Origin of the sequence: Kitasatospora sp. NPDC056184, from assembly GCF_042268405.1 — a bacterium.
Taxonomy (GTDB): Bacteria; Actinomycetota; Actinomycetes; order Streptomycetales; family Streptomycetaceae; genus Kitasatospora.
In genome coordinates this window covers 70,875-87,680 of sequence record NZ_JBHJUI010000031.1, presented here as the reverse complement: position 1 = coordinate 87,680, position 16,806 = coordinate 70,875, and the positions used below count along the sequence as shown (strand labels likewise).

Annotated in this window: 15 protein-coding genes; 11 read left to right on the top strand and 4 right to left on the bottom strand. The window is 75.7% G+C overall.

Annotated features, from left to right (window positions below; all coding sequences use genetic code 11):
• Positions 1 to 76 precede the first annotated feature (76 nt).
• Genes ACFC0B_RS36520 through ACFC0B_RS36505 form a run of 4 tightly spaced genes read right to left on the bottom strand, consistent with a single transcriptional unit; the run spans position 77 to position 4,901 of the window.
• Positions 77 to 1,186 carry a hypothetical protein gene (locus ACFC0B_RS36520; RefSeq protein ID WP_376096298.1) on the bottom strand — a complete coding sequence of 370 codons (1,110 nt, stop codon included), beginning with the start codon at positions 1,184 to 1,186 and terminating at the stop codon, positions 77 to 79.
• Entirely contained in the window at positions 1,173 to 3,020 is a 1,848-nt protein-coding gene (locus ACFC0B_RS36515; RefSeq protein ID WP_376096295.1) for a B12-binding domain-containing radical SAM protein, read from the bottom strand. Before ACFC0B_RS36515 ends, ACFC0B_RS36520 begins: the two co-directional genes overlap by 14 nt.
• Positions 3,021 to 3,033: 13 nt before the next feature.
• Entirely contained in the window at positions 3,034 to 3,327 is a 294-nt protein-coding gene (locus ACFC0B_RS36510) for a phosphopantetheine-binding protein (protein WP_376096292.1), read from the bottom strand.
• Between the two features lie 32 nt (positions 3,328 to 3,359).
• Positions 3,360 to 4,901 carry an alkaline phosphatase family protein gene (locus ACFC0B_RS36505; RefSeq protein ID WP_376096289.1) on the bottom strand — a complete coding sequence of 514 codons (1,542 nt, stop codon included), beginning with the start codon at positions 4,899 to 4,901 and terminating at the stop codon, positions 3,360 to 3,362.
• 573 nt (positions 4,902 to 5,474) lie between these two features.
• On the opposite strand from ACFC0B_RS36505, the gene ACFC0B_RS36500 reads away from it, so the two are divergent.
• The 11 genes from ACFC0B_RS36500 to ACFC0B_RS36450 all read left to right on the top strand — a co-directional run bounded on the left by ACFC0B_RS36500 (position 5,475) and on the right by ACFC0B_RS36450 (position 16,790).
• Positions 5,475 to 6,407 carry a glycosyltransferase family 2 protein gene (locus ACFC0B_RS36500; protein ID WP_376096286.1) on the top strand — a complete coding sequence of 311 codons (933 nt, stop codon included), beginning with the start codon at positions 5,475 to 5,477 and terminating at the stop codon, positions 6,405 to 6,407.
• On the top strand, positions 6,404 to 7,165 hold the full coding sequence (locus ACFC0B_RS36495) for a PIG-L deacetylase family protein (protein WP_376096283.1): 762 nt from the start codon (positions 6,404 to 6,406) through the stop codon (positions 7,163 to 7,165). The genes ACFC0B_RS36500 and ACFC0B_RS36495 overlap by 4 nt, the downstream gene beginning before the upstream one ends.
• A gap of 62 nt (positions 7,166 to 7,227) precedes the next feature.
• Positions 7,228 to 8,337, top strand: a complete 1,110-nt coding sequence (locus tag ACFC0B_RS36490; RefSeq protein ID WP_376096280.1) for a radical SAM protein — start codon at positions 7,228 to 7,230, stop codon at positions 8,335 to 8,337.
• Positions 8,330 to 10,687 carry an AMP-binding protein gene (locus ACFC0B_RS36485; RefSeq protein ID WP_376096277.1) on the top strand — a complete coding sequence of 786 codons (2,358 nt, stop codon included), beginning with the start codon at positions 8,330 to 8,332 and terminating at the stop codon, positions 10,685 to 10,687. The genes ACFC0B_RS36490 and ACFC0B_RS36485 overlap by 8 nt, the downstream gene beginning before the upstream one ends.
• Positions 10,687 to 11,460 carry an SDR family NAD(P)-dependent oxidoreductase gene (locus ACFC0B_RS36480; protein ID WP_376096274.1) on the top strand — a complete coding sequence of 258 codons (774 nt, stop codon included), beginning with the start codon at positions 10,687 to 10,689 and terminating at the stop codon, positions 11,458 to 11,460. Before ACFC0B_RS36485 ends, ACFC0B_RS36480 begins: the two co-directional genes overlap by 1 nt.
• Positions 11,457 to 12,635, top strand: a complete 1,179-nt coding sequence (locus ACFC0B_RS36475) for a Gfo/Idh/MocA family protein (RefSeq protein WP_376096271.1) — start codon at positions 11,457 to 11,459, stop codon at positions 12,633 to 12,635. The genes ACFC0B_RS36480 and ACFC0B_RS36475 overlap by 4 nt, the downstream gene beginning before the upstream one ends.
• Positions 12,635 to 13,861 (top strand): LLM class flavin-dependent oxidoreductase, encoded by a 1,227-nt coding sequence (locus ACFC0B_RS36470; RefSeq protein WP_376096268.1) that lies wholly within the window; start codon positions 12,635 to 12,637, stop codon positions 13,859 to 13,861. Before ACFC0B_RS36475 ends, ACFC0B_RS36470 begins: the two co-directional genes overlap by 1 nt.
• Before the next feature lie 27 nt (positions 13,862 to 13,888).
• Complete coding sequence (locus tag ACFC0B_RS36465) at positions 13,889 to 14,842, top strand: transglutaminase domain-containing protein (protein ID WP_376096265.1); 954 nt, start codon at positions 13,889 to 13,891, stop codon at positions 14,840 to 14,842.
• 160 nt (positions 14,843 to 15,002) lie between these two features.
• Positions 15,003 to 15,371 (top strand): MmcQ/YjbR family DNA-binding protein, encoded by a 369-nt coding sequence (locus ACFC0B_RS36460; protein WP_376096262.1) that lies wholly within the window; start codon positions 15,003 to 15,005, stop codon positions 15,369 to 15,371.
• A gap of 58 nt (positions 15,372 to 15,429) precedes the next feature.
• A complete protein-coding gene (locus ACFC0B_RS36455) occupies positions 15,430 to 15,822 on the top strand; it encodes a VOC family protein (protein WP_376096259.1) in 393 nt (130 codons plus the stop codon).
• A 41-nt stretch (positions 15,823 to 15,863) separates the two neighbouring features.
• Positions 15,864 to 16,790, top strand: coding sequence for an ROK family protein (locus ACFC0B_RS36450; protein ID WP_376096256.1), 927 nt, complete (start codon positions 15,864 to 15,866; stop codon positions 16,788 to 16,790).
• Positions 16,791 to 16,806 lie beyond the last annotated feature (16 nt).

Here is a 16,806-nt window from a genome sequence, read left to right as displayed (position 1 = left end):
CGCCGGGGGGGCCCCTCGCCGGGCCGCGGCCGGGGGGGGGGGCCCACCCTACCGGGCCCCCCCCCCGCCCGGGCCGTCAGCCGGTGAGGGCGCCGTAGAGGTCCAGCGGGCTGGCCCGGCGCAGGTTGAGGTCGGGCGGCAGGTCCAGCCCCAGCTCCTCCTCCAGCACGATGGCCAGCTCGATCAGCCGGGTCGAGTCCACCAGCAGCTGGGTGCCCAGCGGCACCTCCGGGTCCAGCTCGACCCCCTCCACCCCGAGCCCGGCCACCAGGGCCGAGAGGAACTCCGGGAGGCTGTAGGGGCTCGGCGTCGCGTCACCCATGGTCGGGGCGTCCTCTCGTTCGCTTCGGCGGGCCGTCGCGGTCCGGCCGGCCCGCCCCGGGGCGCGCAGCGGCAGGTCCTGGACGTAGGTCAGGCCGAGCCGCAGGGCGGTCTCGGCCTTGGCCAGCTCGCCGCCGAGGTAGCCCGCGTGGGCCGGCTCGGCGACGACGCCGGCGGACAGCAGGCCCAGCAGCATCGACTCGGCGCGGACGCCGGTCATCTCGTGCCGGGGCGTCAGGTCGCTGTCGTAGTGCCGCAGGACGATCCGGTGGGCGGCCCGGTCCAGGCCGATGACCACGAAGCCGTCCAGCGACCGGCTGATGCCCACCCGGCGCCCGCCCGGGCGCAGCCGGCGGAACACCGGCCGCCGGCCCTCCTCCGCGCCCGCCGGCCCGTCGCCGGACCACCCCGGGAGCCCGGGGAGGTCCGGCGCGGCGGCGGTCCGGGCGGACAGCTCGGCGACCACCCGGCGCAGCACCGCCGGATCGCACTCGCCGCGGGCGTCGACCAGCTCGACCCGGGCGCGCACCTGCTCCACCTCCCGCAGCGCCACCGTGCGCAGCACCGGCAGGTAGCCGGCGGCGCCGCGGATCCGGCGCCGCTCGGCGTCGAGCCCCTCGCGGAACAGCGCGACCAGGCTCTGCCCGGCCAGGAACCGCGGCGAGTCCCGTCCGCAGACGACCAGGCCGCGGATCGAGGGCCGGTGCGCGATGGTGCGCACCAGCTGCTCGATACCGAGGTTGGCGGTCATCAGCGTCCCGGCGATGGCGACGTCCGGCAGGGCCGAGAGCGGTTCCAGGAGCTCCCGGCTGCTGAGGCTGCACACCGCGATCCGGCCGGTGGCGCCGGGTTCACCAGGTGGCACCGCTGCCCTCGCCGCTGTAGCTGCGCGGCAGCCCGCCCGGGCCGAAGCTCGGCAGGGTGGAGCTGATCTCCATGACCCGGGCGCCGAGCCGGGTGAGGCGCTTGCCGACCCGCAGCTGCTCGGAGCGGAGCTGGTCGAGCCGGGCGCGGAAGTACTCCTCGACCTCCACGACCTGGCGGTCCTGCTTGTCCCGGTCCAGGGAGTCGTTCATCACGGCCTCCAGGTTGGACATGAAGAAGCTGTAGTTGAACTGCCCCATCTCCTGGCGGACCGCGTGCACGGTGGCCTTGAAGCCCTCCATCACCTCGTTCACGCCGGGCAGCTTCCCGAACCGGCGGTGCAGCCGGGAGATGAAGGTCTGCATCACCACGTTGTAGGTCTCGAACTCGAAGACCGCCGACTGGTCGGTGATGACGCCGTTGCGGTGGTAGTCGTCGTTGTTGTAGAGCCGGGCGAAGTGCTTGGCCAGCAGCCCGACCCGCTCGTCGGCGAAGTCGTAGCCGTACGGGTCGAGGGTCTCGTGGTAGTTGTCCCAGAGCAGCCCCTCGCCCTCGATCCGGCGGACGATCGCGGTGCCCGGGTAGATCTCCAGCCGCTCCGTCATCCGGCGCAGGTTGTGCCCGGCGTTGTCGCGCAGGAACTTCGCGTTGGCGACCAGGGTGTCGACGGTGGCGTAGGGGTGGAACGGGATGAAGCCCATCGCCAGGTAGATGCCGTGCTCGCGGAGCATCCGGATGATGGTGACGTTGTCCTCGACGGTCGCCCGCTTCTCCCAGAGCAGCAGCTCCTCGGCGGTGCCGGCCTCGATGCCGACGTTGACCTTCTCCAGCCCGGAGGCGGTGAGCAGGTCGAGCAGGGCGTGGTCCTCGGGGGTGTCGCGCCAGTTCTCGGCGCGCATGCAGACGTTGTAGTAGATGTCGAGGTTGCGGTCGAGCAGGCCCTGGGCGATGGCGGCGGCCCGCTTCTTGCCGACCCGCCCGCCGTCCGGGTCCTCGAAGGTGGAGTCGACGAAGTCGATGGTGCGGAACTGGTGCCGCTCGACGATCTGCGCCACCTCCTCGACGATCTGCTCCGGTCCGCGCCCGCGCCAGGCCTTGCCGGCCTGCACCCGGTTCTTGAGGTGCGGGGCCGAGCAGAAGGCGCAGTTGGCGACGCAGCCGCGGCTGGTGCTGACCCGGACGTACTCCAGCTTGTCGCCGTGCTGGCTGAGCTGGTCGCGGGCCGGGAAGGGCAGCACCTCCAGGTCGTGGATGAGCGGCCGGGCCGGGTTCTGGTGGAGCCCGCCGTCGGCGTCCCGGTAGCAGACGCCGGGGCAGTCGGTGAGCGGTTCGCCGAGGTAGAGCCGCTGGACCAGGTCGAGGATGGTGGGCTCGCCCTCGCCGACGGCGACCACGTCGGTGTAGGGGTTGTTGCGCAGCACGTCGAGCCCGGCGAAGGTGCCGGCCGGGCCGCCGCAGGCGATCGGGACGTCCGGCAGGGCCTGCCGGATGTCCTGGCAGAGGCTGACGCAGCTGGTCAGGTTGAGGCTCATCAGGGTGAAGCAGACCAGGTCGGGCCGGTACTCGCGGAGGTGCTCGACGACCGCGGCGTGGGGGTCCGCGCCGTGCTCGACCTCGCGGATCTCGGCGGTGAAGCCGACGCTGCGCAGCACGCTGGTCATGTAGGCGACCCCGAGGTGCTCGGGGGACATCACGAGGTCGCCGTCGAGCAGGATCAGGAAGCTGACCCGGAAGCGCCCGGGGTCGGTGATCCTCGGGTCGAGGGAGATGGCGAACTCGCCGGGCTTGCGGCGCGGCGTCGCGGGGCTGATGTCGATGTCGACGGGCTGAGGCATCGGGGGCTCCTGGTCAGGCCGCGGTGCCGGCGGTGGTCCGGTCGCCGCGGATCCGGCTGTCGACGTACTCGGCGAGCAGGTCCAGGTCGTCGATCAGCTTGATCGACAGGTCCTCGTCGGCGATCTCGACGCCGAACTCGCTCTCCACCCAGATGAGGAACTCGATGGTGTTGATGGAGTCGAGGCCCAGGGCGTCCACGAGCCCGCGGTCGGGGATGTCCGCGGGGGCGATGGACAGCTCCAGCGAGTCGACGAGCACCTTGCGCAGCCGGGCCTTGGTGTCCTGCGTGTCCTGCGTTTCCTGCATGACGCTCATTCCTCCGTCGGTGTGGCCGGTCGCTAGAGGTAACCCATCTCGCGGAGCCGGCTGCTGGTGTAGTCGTCCTCCTCCTCGGCGGCGCGGGTGGCCGCCTCGGAGGGCTGTGCGGTGGCGGTGCGGGCCGCCAGCCGGGGGTCGGGCCGGGGGACGGGCACGTCCTCGGTGAAGATCTCGGTGCGCGGTCGGCCCTCGACGTCGTCGGGCCAGGCGGCGCCCAGGTCGGTGAGCAGGGTGGGCAGGGTGTCGGCGAGCGGGACGGTCCCGTCCAGCCGGCCGGGGCGGGTGCGCGGCGAGCGGTGCGCCCAGATGCCCTCGTGCCGGTGGAGGCCGGTCTGGGCGCTGGGCTGCCAGAGCTCGCCGGTGAGGTCGGTGACGGGCAGGACGGACTCGTCGGCGGGCAGCAGGAGCAGGTCGGGGGCGCGTCCGCGCAGCGGCCCCGGGTAGGCCTCGGCACTGGGCAGGACGGCCCGGAACACCGGGTCGCCGGTGGGGCCCTTGAGGCCCTCGAACAGGGCGGCCACCTCGGCGCTCACCCGGTCCCGGTCGCGCGGGGCGACGATGCCCCGCAGCTGCCGGGCCCGGAGGTTGAGGTTGAGGCCGTAGCTGCCGGGGACGGGCATGTAGACGGCGGTGCGGGCGAAGTCGATCCGGCGGCCGCCCGAGGCGAACCAGCTCGCCGCGCCGTCGGCGGGCGCGTCGCCCGGCTCGGTGGCCAGCAGGCCCGCCTCCTCCAGGATCCGGTGGACGGCGAGGCCGTACCGGCCCTGGCCGAGGCCGTGGTCGGAGACCGCGGTGACCGCGGTGTCCTCGTCGACGAGGGCGAGCAGTTCGCCGACGGCGGTGTCGATCGCCCGGTACACCCGGGTGTTGGCCAGCTCCCAGCCGCTGCCGGCCGGGGCGGGCTCGTGCCGGGGGTGGGCCGGGTCCTCGAAGTGCCAGTAGTGGTGGCCGACCCGGTCGGCCTCGGTCAGCACGACCATCACCACGTCGGTGGGCCGGGTGGTCATCAGGTGGCGCACCGAGCGGACCCGGGCCTCGACATTGTGCTCGGCCTGCTCCAGGTAGCCCATGTCGCCGCGGAACATGGTGGCCAGGTCGGACTGGAAGTGGGCCTTGGCGGCCGCGAGTTCGCGCAGCAGGGAGTCCGGCCGGCAGTGCCGCAGGGTCCGCTCCAGCGGCCAGCTGATCTGGTAGCCGGGCAGGTCGGCGGGCGGGTGCGACATCGGGATGTTGATCAGGCCCAGGGTGTACTCCTGGGCGGCCAGCCAGTCCCAGGCCGAGGACCGGCCGAGGTCGCCGGCCTGGGTGACCCGGGCCCGGTACTCGGGTTCCTGGGTGTCGTAGAACTGGTAGATGCCGTGCCCGCCGGGTGGGCCCGCCGTCACGAAGGTGCTCCAGCCCGGCGCGGTGTGCGCGGGCCAGGTGGTGGTGGTCCGGGCGACGGCGGAGGTGCGGAGCAGTCCCGCCAGGTTCGGGAGCAGGCCCCGCGCGATCAGCGGGTCGATGACGTCGAAGGTTCCCCCGTCGATACCGATGACGAGGGCACGGGGCGTGGGTGGCACAGGGTTTGCCTCCAGAGTGGACAGCACCTGCGTTCCGGGTCCGGGACGTTGCGCCGCCCGGGGATCCGCCGGAGGGGAGTGCGGTGGTGGGGGGCCGGTCTCCACCGGCGCACGGCGTGCGCCGATGACCGGCGGTCCAGGGCCGACCGTAACACTACGCATTTCGCAGCGATATCGGTACACGGCAGGATGACCGAATTCCGGCGATCTTCCGCCCTGCCGGGCCGGGTAATTGATCGTCCGTCATCCGGTGGTTACCGCGGAAAGCGGAATCGCGGTCACCGGGCCGGTCGGCCGCGGAAGATCCTTTCCGGTGACGGGCGGTGCGTTTCCGAAAAGTACTGGGTGATTCCGCTCGCCCGGTTGACTTCGCGCGCCCGCCGTTAGAGTCTCGGGGCGTGCCGCTCGCCGAGGAATGACGCGCCGACGGCTGTTCTCCGTGCCTCTTCACGCACTGATCCCCCCGTATTCCGGCAGTGCGCCCGTCTGCGTTCCCGGCGTCCGCCCGGCGTCTCCCGGCGGCCGGTGTGCGGCGGGCCGTGCCGGTCGCCCCGTACGCGGAAGGCCGACCCGATGCACCCACGCACGCGTTCCGCCCCGGCCGGACCGGCGGCCGTGGTCATCCCCACCCGGGGCGACCACGAGCGGCTGCGGGTGACGCTCGCCTGCCTGGCCGCGCAGACCGGCGCCCCCGGCCACCGGGTGGTCGTGGTCGACGACAACGATCCGGCCGGGCCGGGTGCCGAGGGCCTCGCCGGGCTGCTCGGCGAGGCCCGGGACTGGCTGCCGCTGCGGGTGGTGCCCGGCCCCGGCCGGGGCCGGGCGGCGGCCCGCAACGCCGGGGCCGCGGCGGCGGAGGGGGTGGACTGGCTGGTCTTCCTGGACGCCGACGTGATCGTCGGCCCGGGCTTCCTCGCGGCCTACGCCGAGGCCGTCGCGCCCGACTGCTTCCTGCACGGGCGGATGCGTGAACTCCCGACCTCCGTGAGGCTGTTGGGAGAGGTCGCGGACGCCCCCCCGGAGACGGTGCGGGAGCTCGCGGCCGGGCTCGGCGATCCCGCCGCGCCGCCGGACCGCAACCCGCGCCGGCGCACCGTGGCCAACGCGCTGGAGCGGGCCGTCGAGGCGATGGCGGACGGCACGGTGCCGGACATCGCCCCGTGGCTGGGCCTGATCGGCGCCAACTCCGCGGTGCCGTGGGCGCTGTGGCGGGAGTCCGGCGGGTTCGACGAGGAGTTCGGCCGGGTCTGGGGCTGCGAGGACCTCGAACTCGGACTCCGGCTGCACGACCTGGGCGCCCGCCGCCGGCTGGTGCCGGGGGCCTTCGGGGTGCACCTCAGCCACGCCCGCCCGGACCGCTGGGAGCAGCACGACCGCAACCTCGCGCGCTTCGCCGAACTGCACCCCCGGCCCTCGGTGCGGGCGCTGACCGCCCTGCTCGGCCCGGAGGGCAGCCCCGAGCGGTACGCCGAGGCCGTCCTCGCCGTGACGGCGGGCGCGCCGTGAGCGGCGCGCCGCCCGGGCACGTGGTGGTCTCGCCGCACCCCGACGACGCGGTCTGGTCGCTCGGCGGCCGGATCGCCCGCTGGACGGCCGCCGGCCTCCCGGTCACCGTCGTCACGGTCTTCGACGGAGCCGACGCGGCCGATGCGGCCGACGGAGCGCACGGGTCGGACGGGCCGGACGGCTGGCGGCTGATCGCCGAACCCGCCGTCCGCCGCCGCGAGGACCGCGCCGCCCTCGCCGCCCTCGGCGTCACCCGGATCTCCCTCGGCCTGCCCGACGCCGCCCTGCGCACCACCGCCGGACGCCCGCGCTACCGCGCCGCCCCCCGGCTGTTCGGCCCTCCCCACCCCGACGACGCGGTGCTGCCGGCCGCGGTCGCCGGGGCCCTGCGCCCCTGGTGCCCGCCCGGCACCCGGCTGCACGCCCCGCTCGCCGTCGGCCGGCACGTGGACCACGCGCTGGTCCGCGCCGCCGTCGAAGAACTGGCCGCCCCCGGCACGGCCTGGTACGAGGACTTCCCCTACCCGCTGCGCCACCGTGACCACGCAGGCCTGGTGGCCCGCTGCGACCCGCTCACCCCCGCCGACCTCGACCGGTGGCTGGCGGGCGCCGAGCACTACACCGGCCAGGCCGTCGCGCTGTTCGGCGGGCCCGGCCCGCTGCGCGACGCGCTGCTGGCCCGGGCCCGGGCCCACGGCGCCGCCGCCGGGCACCCGTACGCCGACCGCCACTGGCTGCGGCCCGGCCCGCCCGGCTGACCCCGCCCGATCGGACCAGCGCGCCCGTCACGCCGACCGCCCGCGAAAGGACCGAGACCCCCATGCCGTCCACGCCGCTCCCCCTGATCGGTAACGACCTCGTGATCAACGAGGACTCGTGCAACCTGAGCTGCACCTACTGCCTGACCGGACAGAGCAACCTCAAGGAGGGCCACTCCCTCAAGCTCATCTTCGACCCGCCCAAGCGCGACGACTACTCGCCGACCACCGACCTCGGCCGGCGGATCAACACCGTCGCCGACCGGCTGCACGGCCGCTTCGACCTGCCGCTGCTCAAGGTGACCGGCGGTGAGATCTTCCTGGTCCGCGGCGTCATGGACTTCCTGGAGGAGCAGTCCGCCCACTACGAGGTGCTGGTCGTCCAGACCAACGGCGTGCTGGTCAACGACGAGCAGCTGGCCCGGCTGCGCTCGTTCGGCAACGTCGTCCTGCAGATCTCCCTGGACAGCCACCTCTACCAGGGCAACAGCTACCGGGTGCAGTCCGAGTCGCTGCACACCAAGGTGGTCCGCACCATCGCCCGGATCCTGGAGTCCGGCCTGCCGGTGGAGATCTACGGCGTCCTCAACGACCGCAGCGTCACCGAGCTGAGTGAGTTCGCCGGCTGGCTCTCCGGCTTCGAGAACCAGCCGACCTTCTTCCCGTTCCCGGTCCGCGGACCCGACTCCGAGACCTTCAAGGTGCGGCCCGACCAGATCGGCCACATCGAGGAACTCGTGCGCCGCTACGACGAGTTCGCCGGCATCCTGCCGCCGCGCCCGTACTTCGACCGGCTGCTGAGCTTCTACCACGAGGGCCGCCGGACCTTCCGCTGCCACCTGCCCCGGCTGGTGGTCTCCACCTTCAGCGACGGGGTGGTCACCCCCTGCCCGAACATCTGGTTCTCCGACATGGGCAACGTGCTCTCCGACGAGGCCGAGGCGGTCCTCGACAAGCTCGGCTCCAGCGGCCTCTACCAGGCCCTGCTCGCGCCGAAGCCCCGGCTGAGCGCCTGCCACGGCTGCTTCACCCCCTGGGACACCCTCTCGATGTACTTCGAGGACGAGATCACCCTCGACGAGCTGTGCGCCGCGCCCACCTACGCCCCGCCCCGGATCCGCGGCATGATCGAGCGGGCCAAGGCCGACTACTTGGCGGGCGCCGATGTCTGACCGGGCCGGGCCCGGCCCGCAGACGCTGCTCGGCGCCGTCGGCCGGCTCGACCCCGACCGGGAGGTGCTGCCGGGCCTGACCGCCGGCGGCCTCCTGGCCGGGGCCCGGGCAGCGGCCGACGCGCTCGCGGCCGAGGGCGTCGAGGGCGAGGCCGTGGTGCTCCGCCAGCCCAACGGCAGCGGGTGGGTGGTGGATCTGCTGGCGCTGCTCGCGGCCGGCGCCCGCCCGCTGCCGGTCGCCCCGGACACCCCCGACGCCGAGGTCGCCCGGCTGCTGGCGGCCGCCGGCGGCGGGCGGCTGCTGGAGCCCGGCACCGGGAAGCTGCTCGGCACCCCCGGCCGCAAGGCCGTGGACGGGCCGGCCGTGCTGCTGCCCACCTCGGGCTCCACCGGCGCGCCCAAGCTGGTCCGGCGCCCCGAGGCGAGCTGGCTCTCCGAGGCCCGCCGCTACCGCGACGGCGTCGGCCTCACCGCGCGCGACGTCCTGCTGCTGCCGGTCCCGCTCTCGCACGCGTACGCGCTCGGCTGGCTCTGCGGCGGACTGCTCACCGGCGCCTCCCTGCGCCCGGTGCAGCCCACCGCGCTCGGCGAGGCAGGCCGCGAACTGGCCGCCGGCGCCACCGTCCTGGCGCTGGTGCCCGCCACCGCCCGGCTGCTCGCCACCCGCCGCCGGCTGAAGGCCCGCCGGGCCGCCCCCGACGAGCCGCCGCCCGCCCCGGCGCTGCGGATCGCCATGGTCGGCGCCGGACCGGTCGACGCCGCCCTGGACGCGCTGTTCCAGGAGGCCTACGGGATCGGCCTGGCCCGCAACTACGGCTCCACCGAACTCGGGGCCGTGCTCGCCGGCCCGGCCGGCCTCGCCCCGCTGAGCGTCGGCTCCCCGCTGCCCGGGGTCACCGCCCGCCTCGTCGACCGCGCCACCGGCGCCGACGCCGGGGACGGGCCCGGTCTGCTGCGGATCCGCACCGAGGCGCTGCCCGACTGGCACGACACCGGGGACCTCGCGCTCTCCCACGAGGGCACCCTGCGCATCCTCGGCCGCGAGGGCACCGCCGTGCGGCGCGGCGGCCGCTGGGTCGCCCCGCTGGAAATCGAGGCGGTGCTGCGCGGCCACGAGGGCGTGCGGGAGGTCCGGGTCGGCGCCCGGCGCCGCGCCCACGAGGGCGAGGACGGCATCGTCGCCGAGGTGGTGGTCGCCTCCGGCGGCCCGGACGAGAAGGAGCTGCGCGCGCACGCCGAGCGGCACCTCGCCCCGTACAAGGTCCCCGACAGCTTCGTGCTGCGCGCCGCCCTGCCGCGCACCGCCGCCGGCAAGGCGGCCGCCGCGCCCCGCTACCGGCTCACCCCGCGCGCGCTCGCCGCGGCCCGCGCCTACAAGGCCGCCGAACTGCTCTTCGCCCTGCACCGGTTGGGCCTGCTGGACGCGCTCGCCGACGGCGTCCGGCTCGCCGAGCTGAGCGCCGCGGCGGACTGCGACCCGCGCGCCCTGGAACTGCTGCTGGACACCGCGACCGCGCTCGGCCTGCTCGACGCCACGGCCGACGGCGGGGGCGGGGACGGCTCCGCGAACCCGCAGGGGCCGCGCGTCCCGGCCGCCGAGCTGACCGCCTTCGTCGAGCTGGAGGAACTCCTCTCCCGCGACCTGGTGACCCGCGAGGCGCTGGTCGCCGCGGCCCGCACCGGCCTGGCCGGGCGCGCCTTCGAGACCCGGCCCGCCGACGACCCCGGGCACGCCGCGCTGGTCCGCGCCTACCAGGGCGCGATGAGCGGCCAGGCCGCCCGCGCCCGCACCGCCCTGGGCCTGCGGCTGCTGCGCCCGCGCCCCGGCGCCCGGCTGGTGGAGGTCACCGCCGGCCCCGGCCGCTACCTGGAGCGCCTGCTGGCCGCCGACCCGGCCGCCACCGGCCACCTCTGGCAGGCCGGCCGGCTGGCCGGCCCGCCCGCCCCGGCGGTGCGGGCGGCCGTCGAGCAGGGCCGGGCCACCCTGGGGCCGCGGCCGCCGCGCGGCGGGGCCGACCTGGTCGTGGTGGCCAACGCGGTGCACGACCCGGGTTCCGGCGCGCGGCTCGGCGAGCTGCTGGAACTCCTGCGCCCCGGCGGGCGGTTGCTGGTCGACGACGTCTTCCTGCCGCCCGTGGCCCCGTCCGGTGACCCGTCCGCCGCGGGCCCCGCGCCGGACCTCGCCGGCGGCGCCGAACTCGCCCTGGACTGGCTGACCCACGGCGGTACCGACTGGCCCACCCTCGACGCGCTCGCCGCGGGGCTGGCGGAGGCGGGCGCCGACATCGTCCGCCGACTGCCCATCGAGGGCACCCCCTGTCATCTCGTCATTGCGAAGGAGGCCGACTGATGGGCGACACTTCCGCACGCATCGCGGACAGCATGGGACAGCACGGCCGGGTGGTCGTGGTCTCCGGAGCCTCCGGGGACATCGGACGGGTCTGCGCCCGCCACCTCGCCGCCCTCGGCGCCACCGTCATCGCCGGCTACCACCGCGGCGAGGAGCGGGTGCAGAAGCTCGCCGCCGAGGTCGCCGCGGCCGGCGGCACGCTGATCCCCGTCCAGGCCGACCTGTCCGACCCGGACGGCCCCGGACGGCTGGCCGGAACCGCGCTCGACCGCTTCGGCCGGATCGACGGCCTGGTCGCCGCGGCCGGGCTGCGCACCCGCCGGCTGGCGATGGCCACCGACGCCGCCGCGCTGGACACCCTGCTCCAGGTCAACCTGGCCGGCTCGGTCAACCTCGCCAAGGCCTGCCTGCGGCCGATGATGCGCGCCAAGTACGGCCGCATCGTGCTGTTCGGCTCGCGGGCCGGCACCAGCGGCCTGCCCGGCCACAGCGCCTACGCCGCCACCAAGGGCGCCCTCCAGCCGTGGGCGGCCTCGCTGGCCGGCGAGGTCGGCAAGCACGGCATCACCGTCAACGTGGTGGCGCCGGGCGCGATCCGGGCCGAGGTCATGGACTTCTCGCCGGAGGAGCGCGACCTCGTCCTCAAGTTCATCGGCGCCGGGCGGCTGGGCGAGCCCGAGGAGGTCGCCGCCGCGGTGGCCTTCCTGCTCTCCCCGGGCGCCTCCTACGTCAGCGGCAACACCCTCGTGGTGGACGGAGGTGCGCGCTTTTGAGCACCGCACCCCGCAGCCGCCCGCGGGCGCCCCTGCGCACCGCCGTGCTGGGCGCCGGCTGGGTGGCCCGCGAGGTCTGGGCGCCGCTGCTGGCGGAGCACCCGGACTTCGAGCTGACGGCGGTGGTGGACGCCGATCCGGCGGCCGCCCGCGCCCTCGCGCCGCCCGGCGGCGCGGTCCGGGTCGCGGCCCGCGCGGAGGAGCTCGCGGACGTCCCGCTGGACGCCGCCGTCGTCGCGCTGCCCAACCACCTGCACGTCCCGGCCGCCGGGGCGCTGCTGCGGCGCGGGGTGCCGGTGTTCGTCGAGAAGCCGGTCTGCCGGACCGGCGCCGAGGCCCGCGAGCTGGGCAGCGCCGCCGTCTCCGGCGCGGGGGTGCACGCCTGGAGCGCCGCCCGCCACCGCGCCGACGTCCGGGCGCTGGCGGCCCTGCTGCCGGAACTCGGCGAGGTGCGCGCGCTCGGCCTCAACTGGACCAGGGCGGCGGGCATCCCGCAGCGCGACGGCTGGTTCACCGACCGCCGGCTGGCGGGCGGGGGAGCCCTGCTCGACCTCGGCTGGCACCTCCTGGACGTCGGGCTCGACCTGCTCGGCTGGCCCGCCGTCACCCGGGTCCTGGGCACGCTGTCCGGCGACTGGCTGGGCCGCGCGGAGGGCGCCGCCGACTGGAGCGCCCGCACCGCCGGCCCCGCCGGGGAGGCGTCCGGCCCGCCCGCCGAACGCGTCGAGGACACCGCCCGGGGCCTGTTGCTCACCGCCACCGGGGTGGCGGTGACCCTGGAGTCCCGGTGGGCCTCGCACCAGCCGCTGGACAGCACCGTGATCACCGTGGAGGGCACCGAGGGCGTCGCCGTGCTGCGCGGCACCTTCGGCTTCAGCCCGCACCGCCTGGCCCGCTCCTCGCTCACCGTGCTGCGGCGCGGCCGGGAGGAGGACGTCCCGCTGCCCGAGGAGCCGGTCGGCGCCGAGTACCGGCGCCAGGTCGACGAGCTCGCCCGGCGGCTCGGCCGGGGCCGGACCGCCCCGGGCGGACCCGGCGGCGCCCGCGCGGGCGACTCGCTCGCCGAGATCGCCGTCCTCGCCTCCTGCGTCGACCTCTTCTACGCGGCGGCCGACCGCGTCGCCACCTCCGTCCCGGCCCCCGCCGCCACCCCCGAACCCCTCTGGAGCCGCTGATGAAAACCGCCTACTTCTCCCACGTCTGGGGCCGCGAGAACCTCACCGTCCGGGCCCGCTACGACGAGCTGTGGCGGGAGGTCGAGGCCGCCGACCGGCTCGGCTTCGACTACGCCTTCTCGGTCGAGCACCACTGCACGCCCCGGGAGAGCTGGATGTCCTCCCCGGTGGCCTTCGCCACCGGCGCCGCGCTGCGCACCGAGCGGATCCGGGTCGGGCCGATGGGCTGGGTCCCGCCGCTGCGCCACCCGCTGCACATCGTCGAGGAGGTCGCCACCCTCGACCAGCTGCTCGGCGGCCGGCTGGAGGTGGGCCTGGCCTCCGGGGTCAGCGACGAGCCGTTCGTGCCGTTCGGGGCCGACTTCGCCAACCGCAAGGTCCTCAACCGCGAGTGCGCCGACCTGCTGCGCACCGCCCTCGCGGCGGACGGGCCGTTCGACTTCGACGGGCCGGTCCACCAGCTGCGCGGCGTCGAGCTGTCCTTCGGCTCGGTGCAGCGCCCGCACCCGCCGCTGTGGATCCCGACCGGGGACCGGTCCATCCTGCGCCACCTGGCCTCGATCGGCGGCCACACCGCCTCGACGATGATCGTGCCGCGCGCGGCGACGGCCACCGTCTACCGGCACTTCGTCGACTGGTGGCGGGAGGCCGGCTGGTCGGGGGAGCCGAACATCGGCTACTGGAGCCTGGTGCACGTGGCCGAGACCGACGCCGAGGCGGAGGCCCGGGCCGAGGCGCAGGTCCACGACGCGCTGGTGAACACCCTGCGCTACGGCTCGGTGCAGCGCTCCGGCACCCCGGCCGCGCCGGCCAGCAGGCTCAGCACCGCCGACATCCTGGCCGGGTGCCACGACTTCAAGTTCCTGCTGGACCACAACCTGGTGTTCGTCGGCTCCCCGGCGACGGTCGCGGACCGGATCGAGGCCGCCGCCCGGGAGGGCTGCTTCAACACGCTGTTCGGGGAGTTCGCCTTCGGCGACATCGTGGGCCCCGAGGCGATCCGCTCGATGGAGCTGTACGCCGAGGGCGTGCTGCCCCGGCTGGCCGGCTTCTCGCCGTTCGACCCGGCGGAGGCGGCCCCCGAGGCCTCGGAGGACGGCGTCGACGGCGTGCTCCGCGCGCTGGAGCGGACGGCGGTCCCGGCGGCCCCGGTGGCGGCACCGTACAGCGCGGACGAGCAGAACGAGGTGGCCGCGCGCCTCGAAGCCCTCGGCTACATCGACTGACCTTCCAACGACCCGGAGGAACCCCCGATGGCGACCACCGTCGGCAGCCCGGCCCGCCGGCCGCAGGTGCCGGAACCCGCCGCGCTCGACGCGCTCGTCCGGCGCCTGCGGCAGATGCCCGACCTGCAGCGGCGCTTCGCCGTCACCGCGACCGGCGCCCGCCGCCAGCACGGGATCCGCCCGGAGCTGCTCGCCGCCCTCACCGCCGCCGGCGTCCCGTACGTCGGCGAGGGCGAGGACCGGCTCCACGACGGGTACGACCTCGGCAACGCCGCCCTGCACCTGGGCCTGGTCTCGGTGCAGAGCCGGTCCATGCGCTCCTGGGCCAGGGCGCTGGCGACGGCCGCCCCCGCCTACCGGCTGGAGGTGGTGGCGAACTGCCCGCTGCCCGGGCACCCCGGACCCTGCGGGTACGGGGTGCTCACCGCCGGGGGACGGCGGGCGGCCGAGGGCGGGCCGGTGGACGCCAGGCTGGCCGGGCTGGTCGTCCGCCCGGTCCGCGAGTGGCCTGAACTGCCGACCAAGGTCCGGGAGTTGCTGCACGAGGTCGGGGACATCGGGTTCTTCCTGCTGCCCGAGGCGGTGCGCTGGGACCAGGAGTTCATGTGGCGCACCAGGATGGCGGACTGCGGAGGGGCGGCCGCCTGGCTGGTGTCCGAGGGGGAGCGGCGCGGGCTGCGGACGCGCTTCTCCTTCGGCCTGCTGGTGGCCCAGCCGTACTCCACCCCGCACTGCTGGGCGGAGTTCCTGGTCGACGGGGTGTGGGTGCCGGTGGACCCGCTGCTGGTCCGGGCGATGAACGACTGGGGCGGCCTGGACGCCCGGGACGTCCCGCCGGACGGCCGGCCCGGGGCGCTGTTCCACCGGCTGTCCGACCGGTTCACCAAGGTGGTCAGCCACGCCGGGATCTGGTCCCAGGTGTCGATCCCCACCGAGCGGCTGGACGCGGACCCGGGGGCGGACGGGGCGGGCGCCGGATGAACCGGCCGACCGGCTCGCGCGGAACGACGGACTGATTTCGGACATCTCCCCGCCGCGCCCTGTGTCGTGGCCGTGCGGACTCCGCGCACGGCCTAGGCTGGACCCGTCCCCTGGTGCCACTGGGGCCCCAACTCTCTGAGGACGACGGAAGGATGGGGCAATGACTCCGCAAGAGCTGTCCGACTTCGCCCTGGAACTGCCGGGCACCACCGACGACGAGGCGTTCGGCCCCGGCGCGACGGTGTTCAAGGTGGAGGGCAAGGTTTTCGCCATTCTCCAGGACGAGACGCCGGACCAGTCGGCCCAGGTCACCCTCAAGTGCGAACCGGACCTCGCGCTCCACCTGCGCGACCAGTACCCGGCCGTGGGGCCCGGGTACCACGTCAACAAGCGCCACTGGAACACGGTCGTCCTCGACTCCACCGTCCCGGCCCCCGAGGTGCAGGAGATGGTGGAGCACTCCTGGGACCGCGTGGTCGCCGGCATGCCCAAGGCGGCCCGCGACCGGCTCACGCTGCAGCGCGGCTGAGCCCGGCCCGGACGCACCCCCCCCGCGCACGACAACCGACCGAGAGAGAGCACTGCTCATGGCAGTCCCGAAGCTGACCCTGTTCGCGATCGTCGCCGACGACCTGGCCAAGTCCCTGGCGTTCTACCGCCGCCTCGGGCTCGACATCCCGGCCGAGGCGGACACCGCCCCGCACGTCGAGGTGGTCCTGCCCGGCGGCCTGAGGCTGGCCTGGGACCCGGTCGAGACCATCCACAGCTTCGACGAGGAGTGGCAGGCGCCGACCGGCAGCAACCGCTTCGCGGTCGCCTTCGAGTTCCCGGACGCGGCGGGCGTCGACGCCAAGTTCCAGGAGCTGGTGGACGCCGGCTACGTGGGCCACAAGGAGCCCTGGGACGCCGTCTGGGGCCAGCACTACGCGATCGTCCTCGACCCCGACGGCAACGCCGTCGACCTCTACAGCGTGCTGTAGGACTCCGTAAGGTCACCGAACTCCTCGGGGAGGCCCGGTCCGTGACACTGCTGGGGATCGACATCGGCGGCACCAAGACCGCCCTGGTCCTGGAGCGCCCGGGCCTCCGCGGACCGGTGCACGCCCGCTTCGACTGGCCCCGCCGGACCGGCCGGACCGGCGGCCGGGAGGCGGACCGGGAGGCCGATCTGGCGGCGCTCGCCGCGGCGGTCGCCCGGATCACCGGGCCGGAGGGCCCCGGCGGCGTCCGCGCGGCCGGCCTGGCCCTGCCGGCCACCGTCCGGGACGGCCGGCTCACCACCTGGCCCTCCCGGCCCTCCTGGGCCGGGCTGCGGCTGGACGCGGTGCTTGAGCGGATCCTGCCGGGCGTCCCGGTCCGGTACGAGGACGACGGCAACCTCGCCGCGCTCGCCGAGGCCGACCGCGGCGGCGTCCGCGACCTCGCCTACCTGGGCCTGGGGACGGGCGTCGGCGGCGGCCTGGTGCTCGGCGGCCGGCTGCACACCGGCCCGTACGGCGGCGCCGCCGAGATCGGCCACCTGGTGGTCGACCCCGGCGGCGCCGGCTGCGTCTGCGGGCGCTCCGGCTGCCTCCAGGCGGTGGCCTCCGGGCCGGCGACGCTGGCCCGGGCCGCCGCGGCCCGGGGCGGCGGGCCGGTCGGCGCCGCGGAGTTCCGGGCCGGACTGGCGCAGGGCCGGGCCTGGGCGGTCGGACCGCTGGAGGAGACCGCGGCCGCGCTGGCGGTCGCGGTGGTCAACCTCGGCGAGCTGCTGCAGTGCGCCGAGGTGCGGCTGGGCGGCGGGTTCGGGCACGGGGTGCCGGGGCTGGTCGCGCGGGTGCGGCGGGAGGCCCGCCGGCTGGCCCGGCCCGGGGTCGCCCCGCCGGCCGTCCGCCGGGCCCGCTGCGGGGCCCGGGCGTCCCTGCACGGCGCCCTCCTGCTGGCCCGGCGCACCGCCGACGGGGAGTGACGCGGGGCCCGGCGGG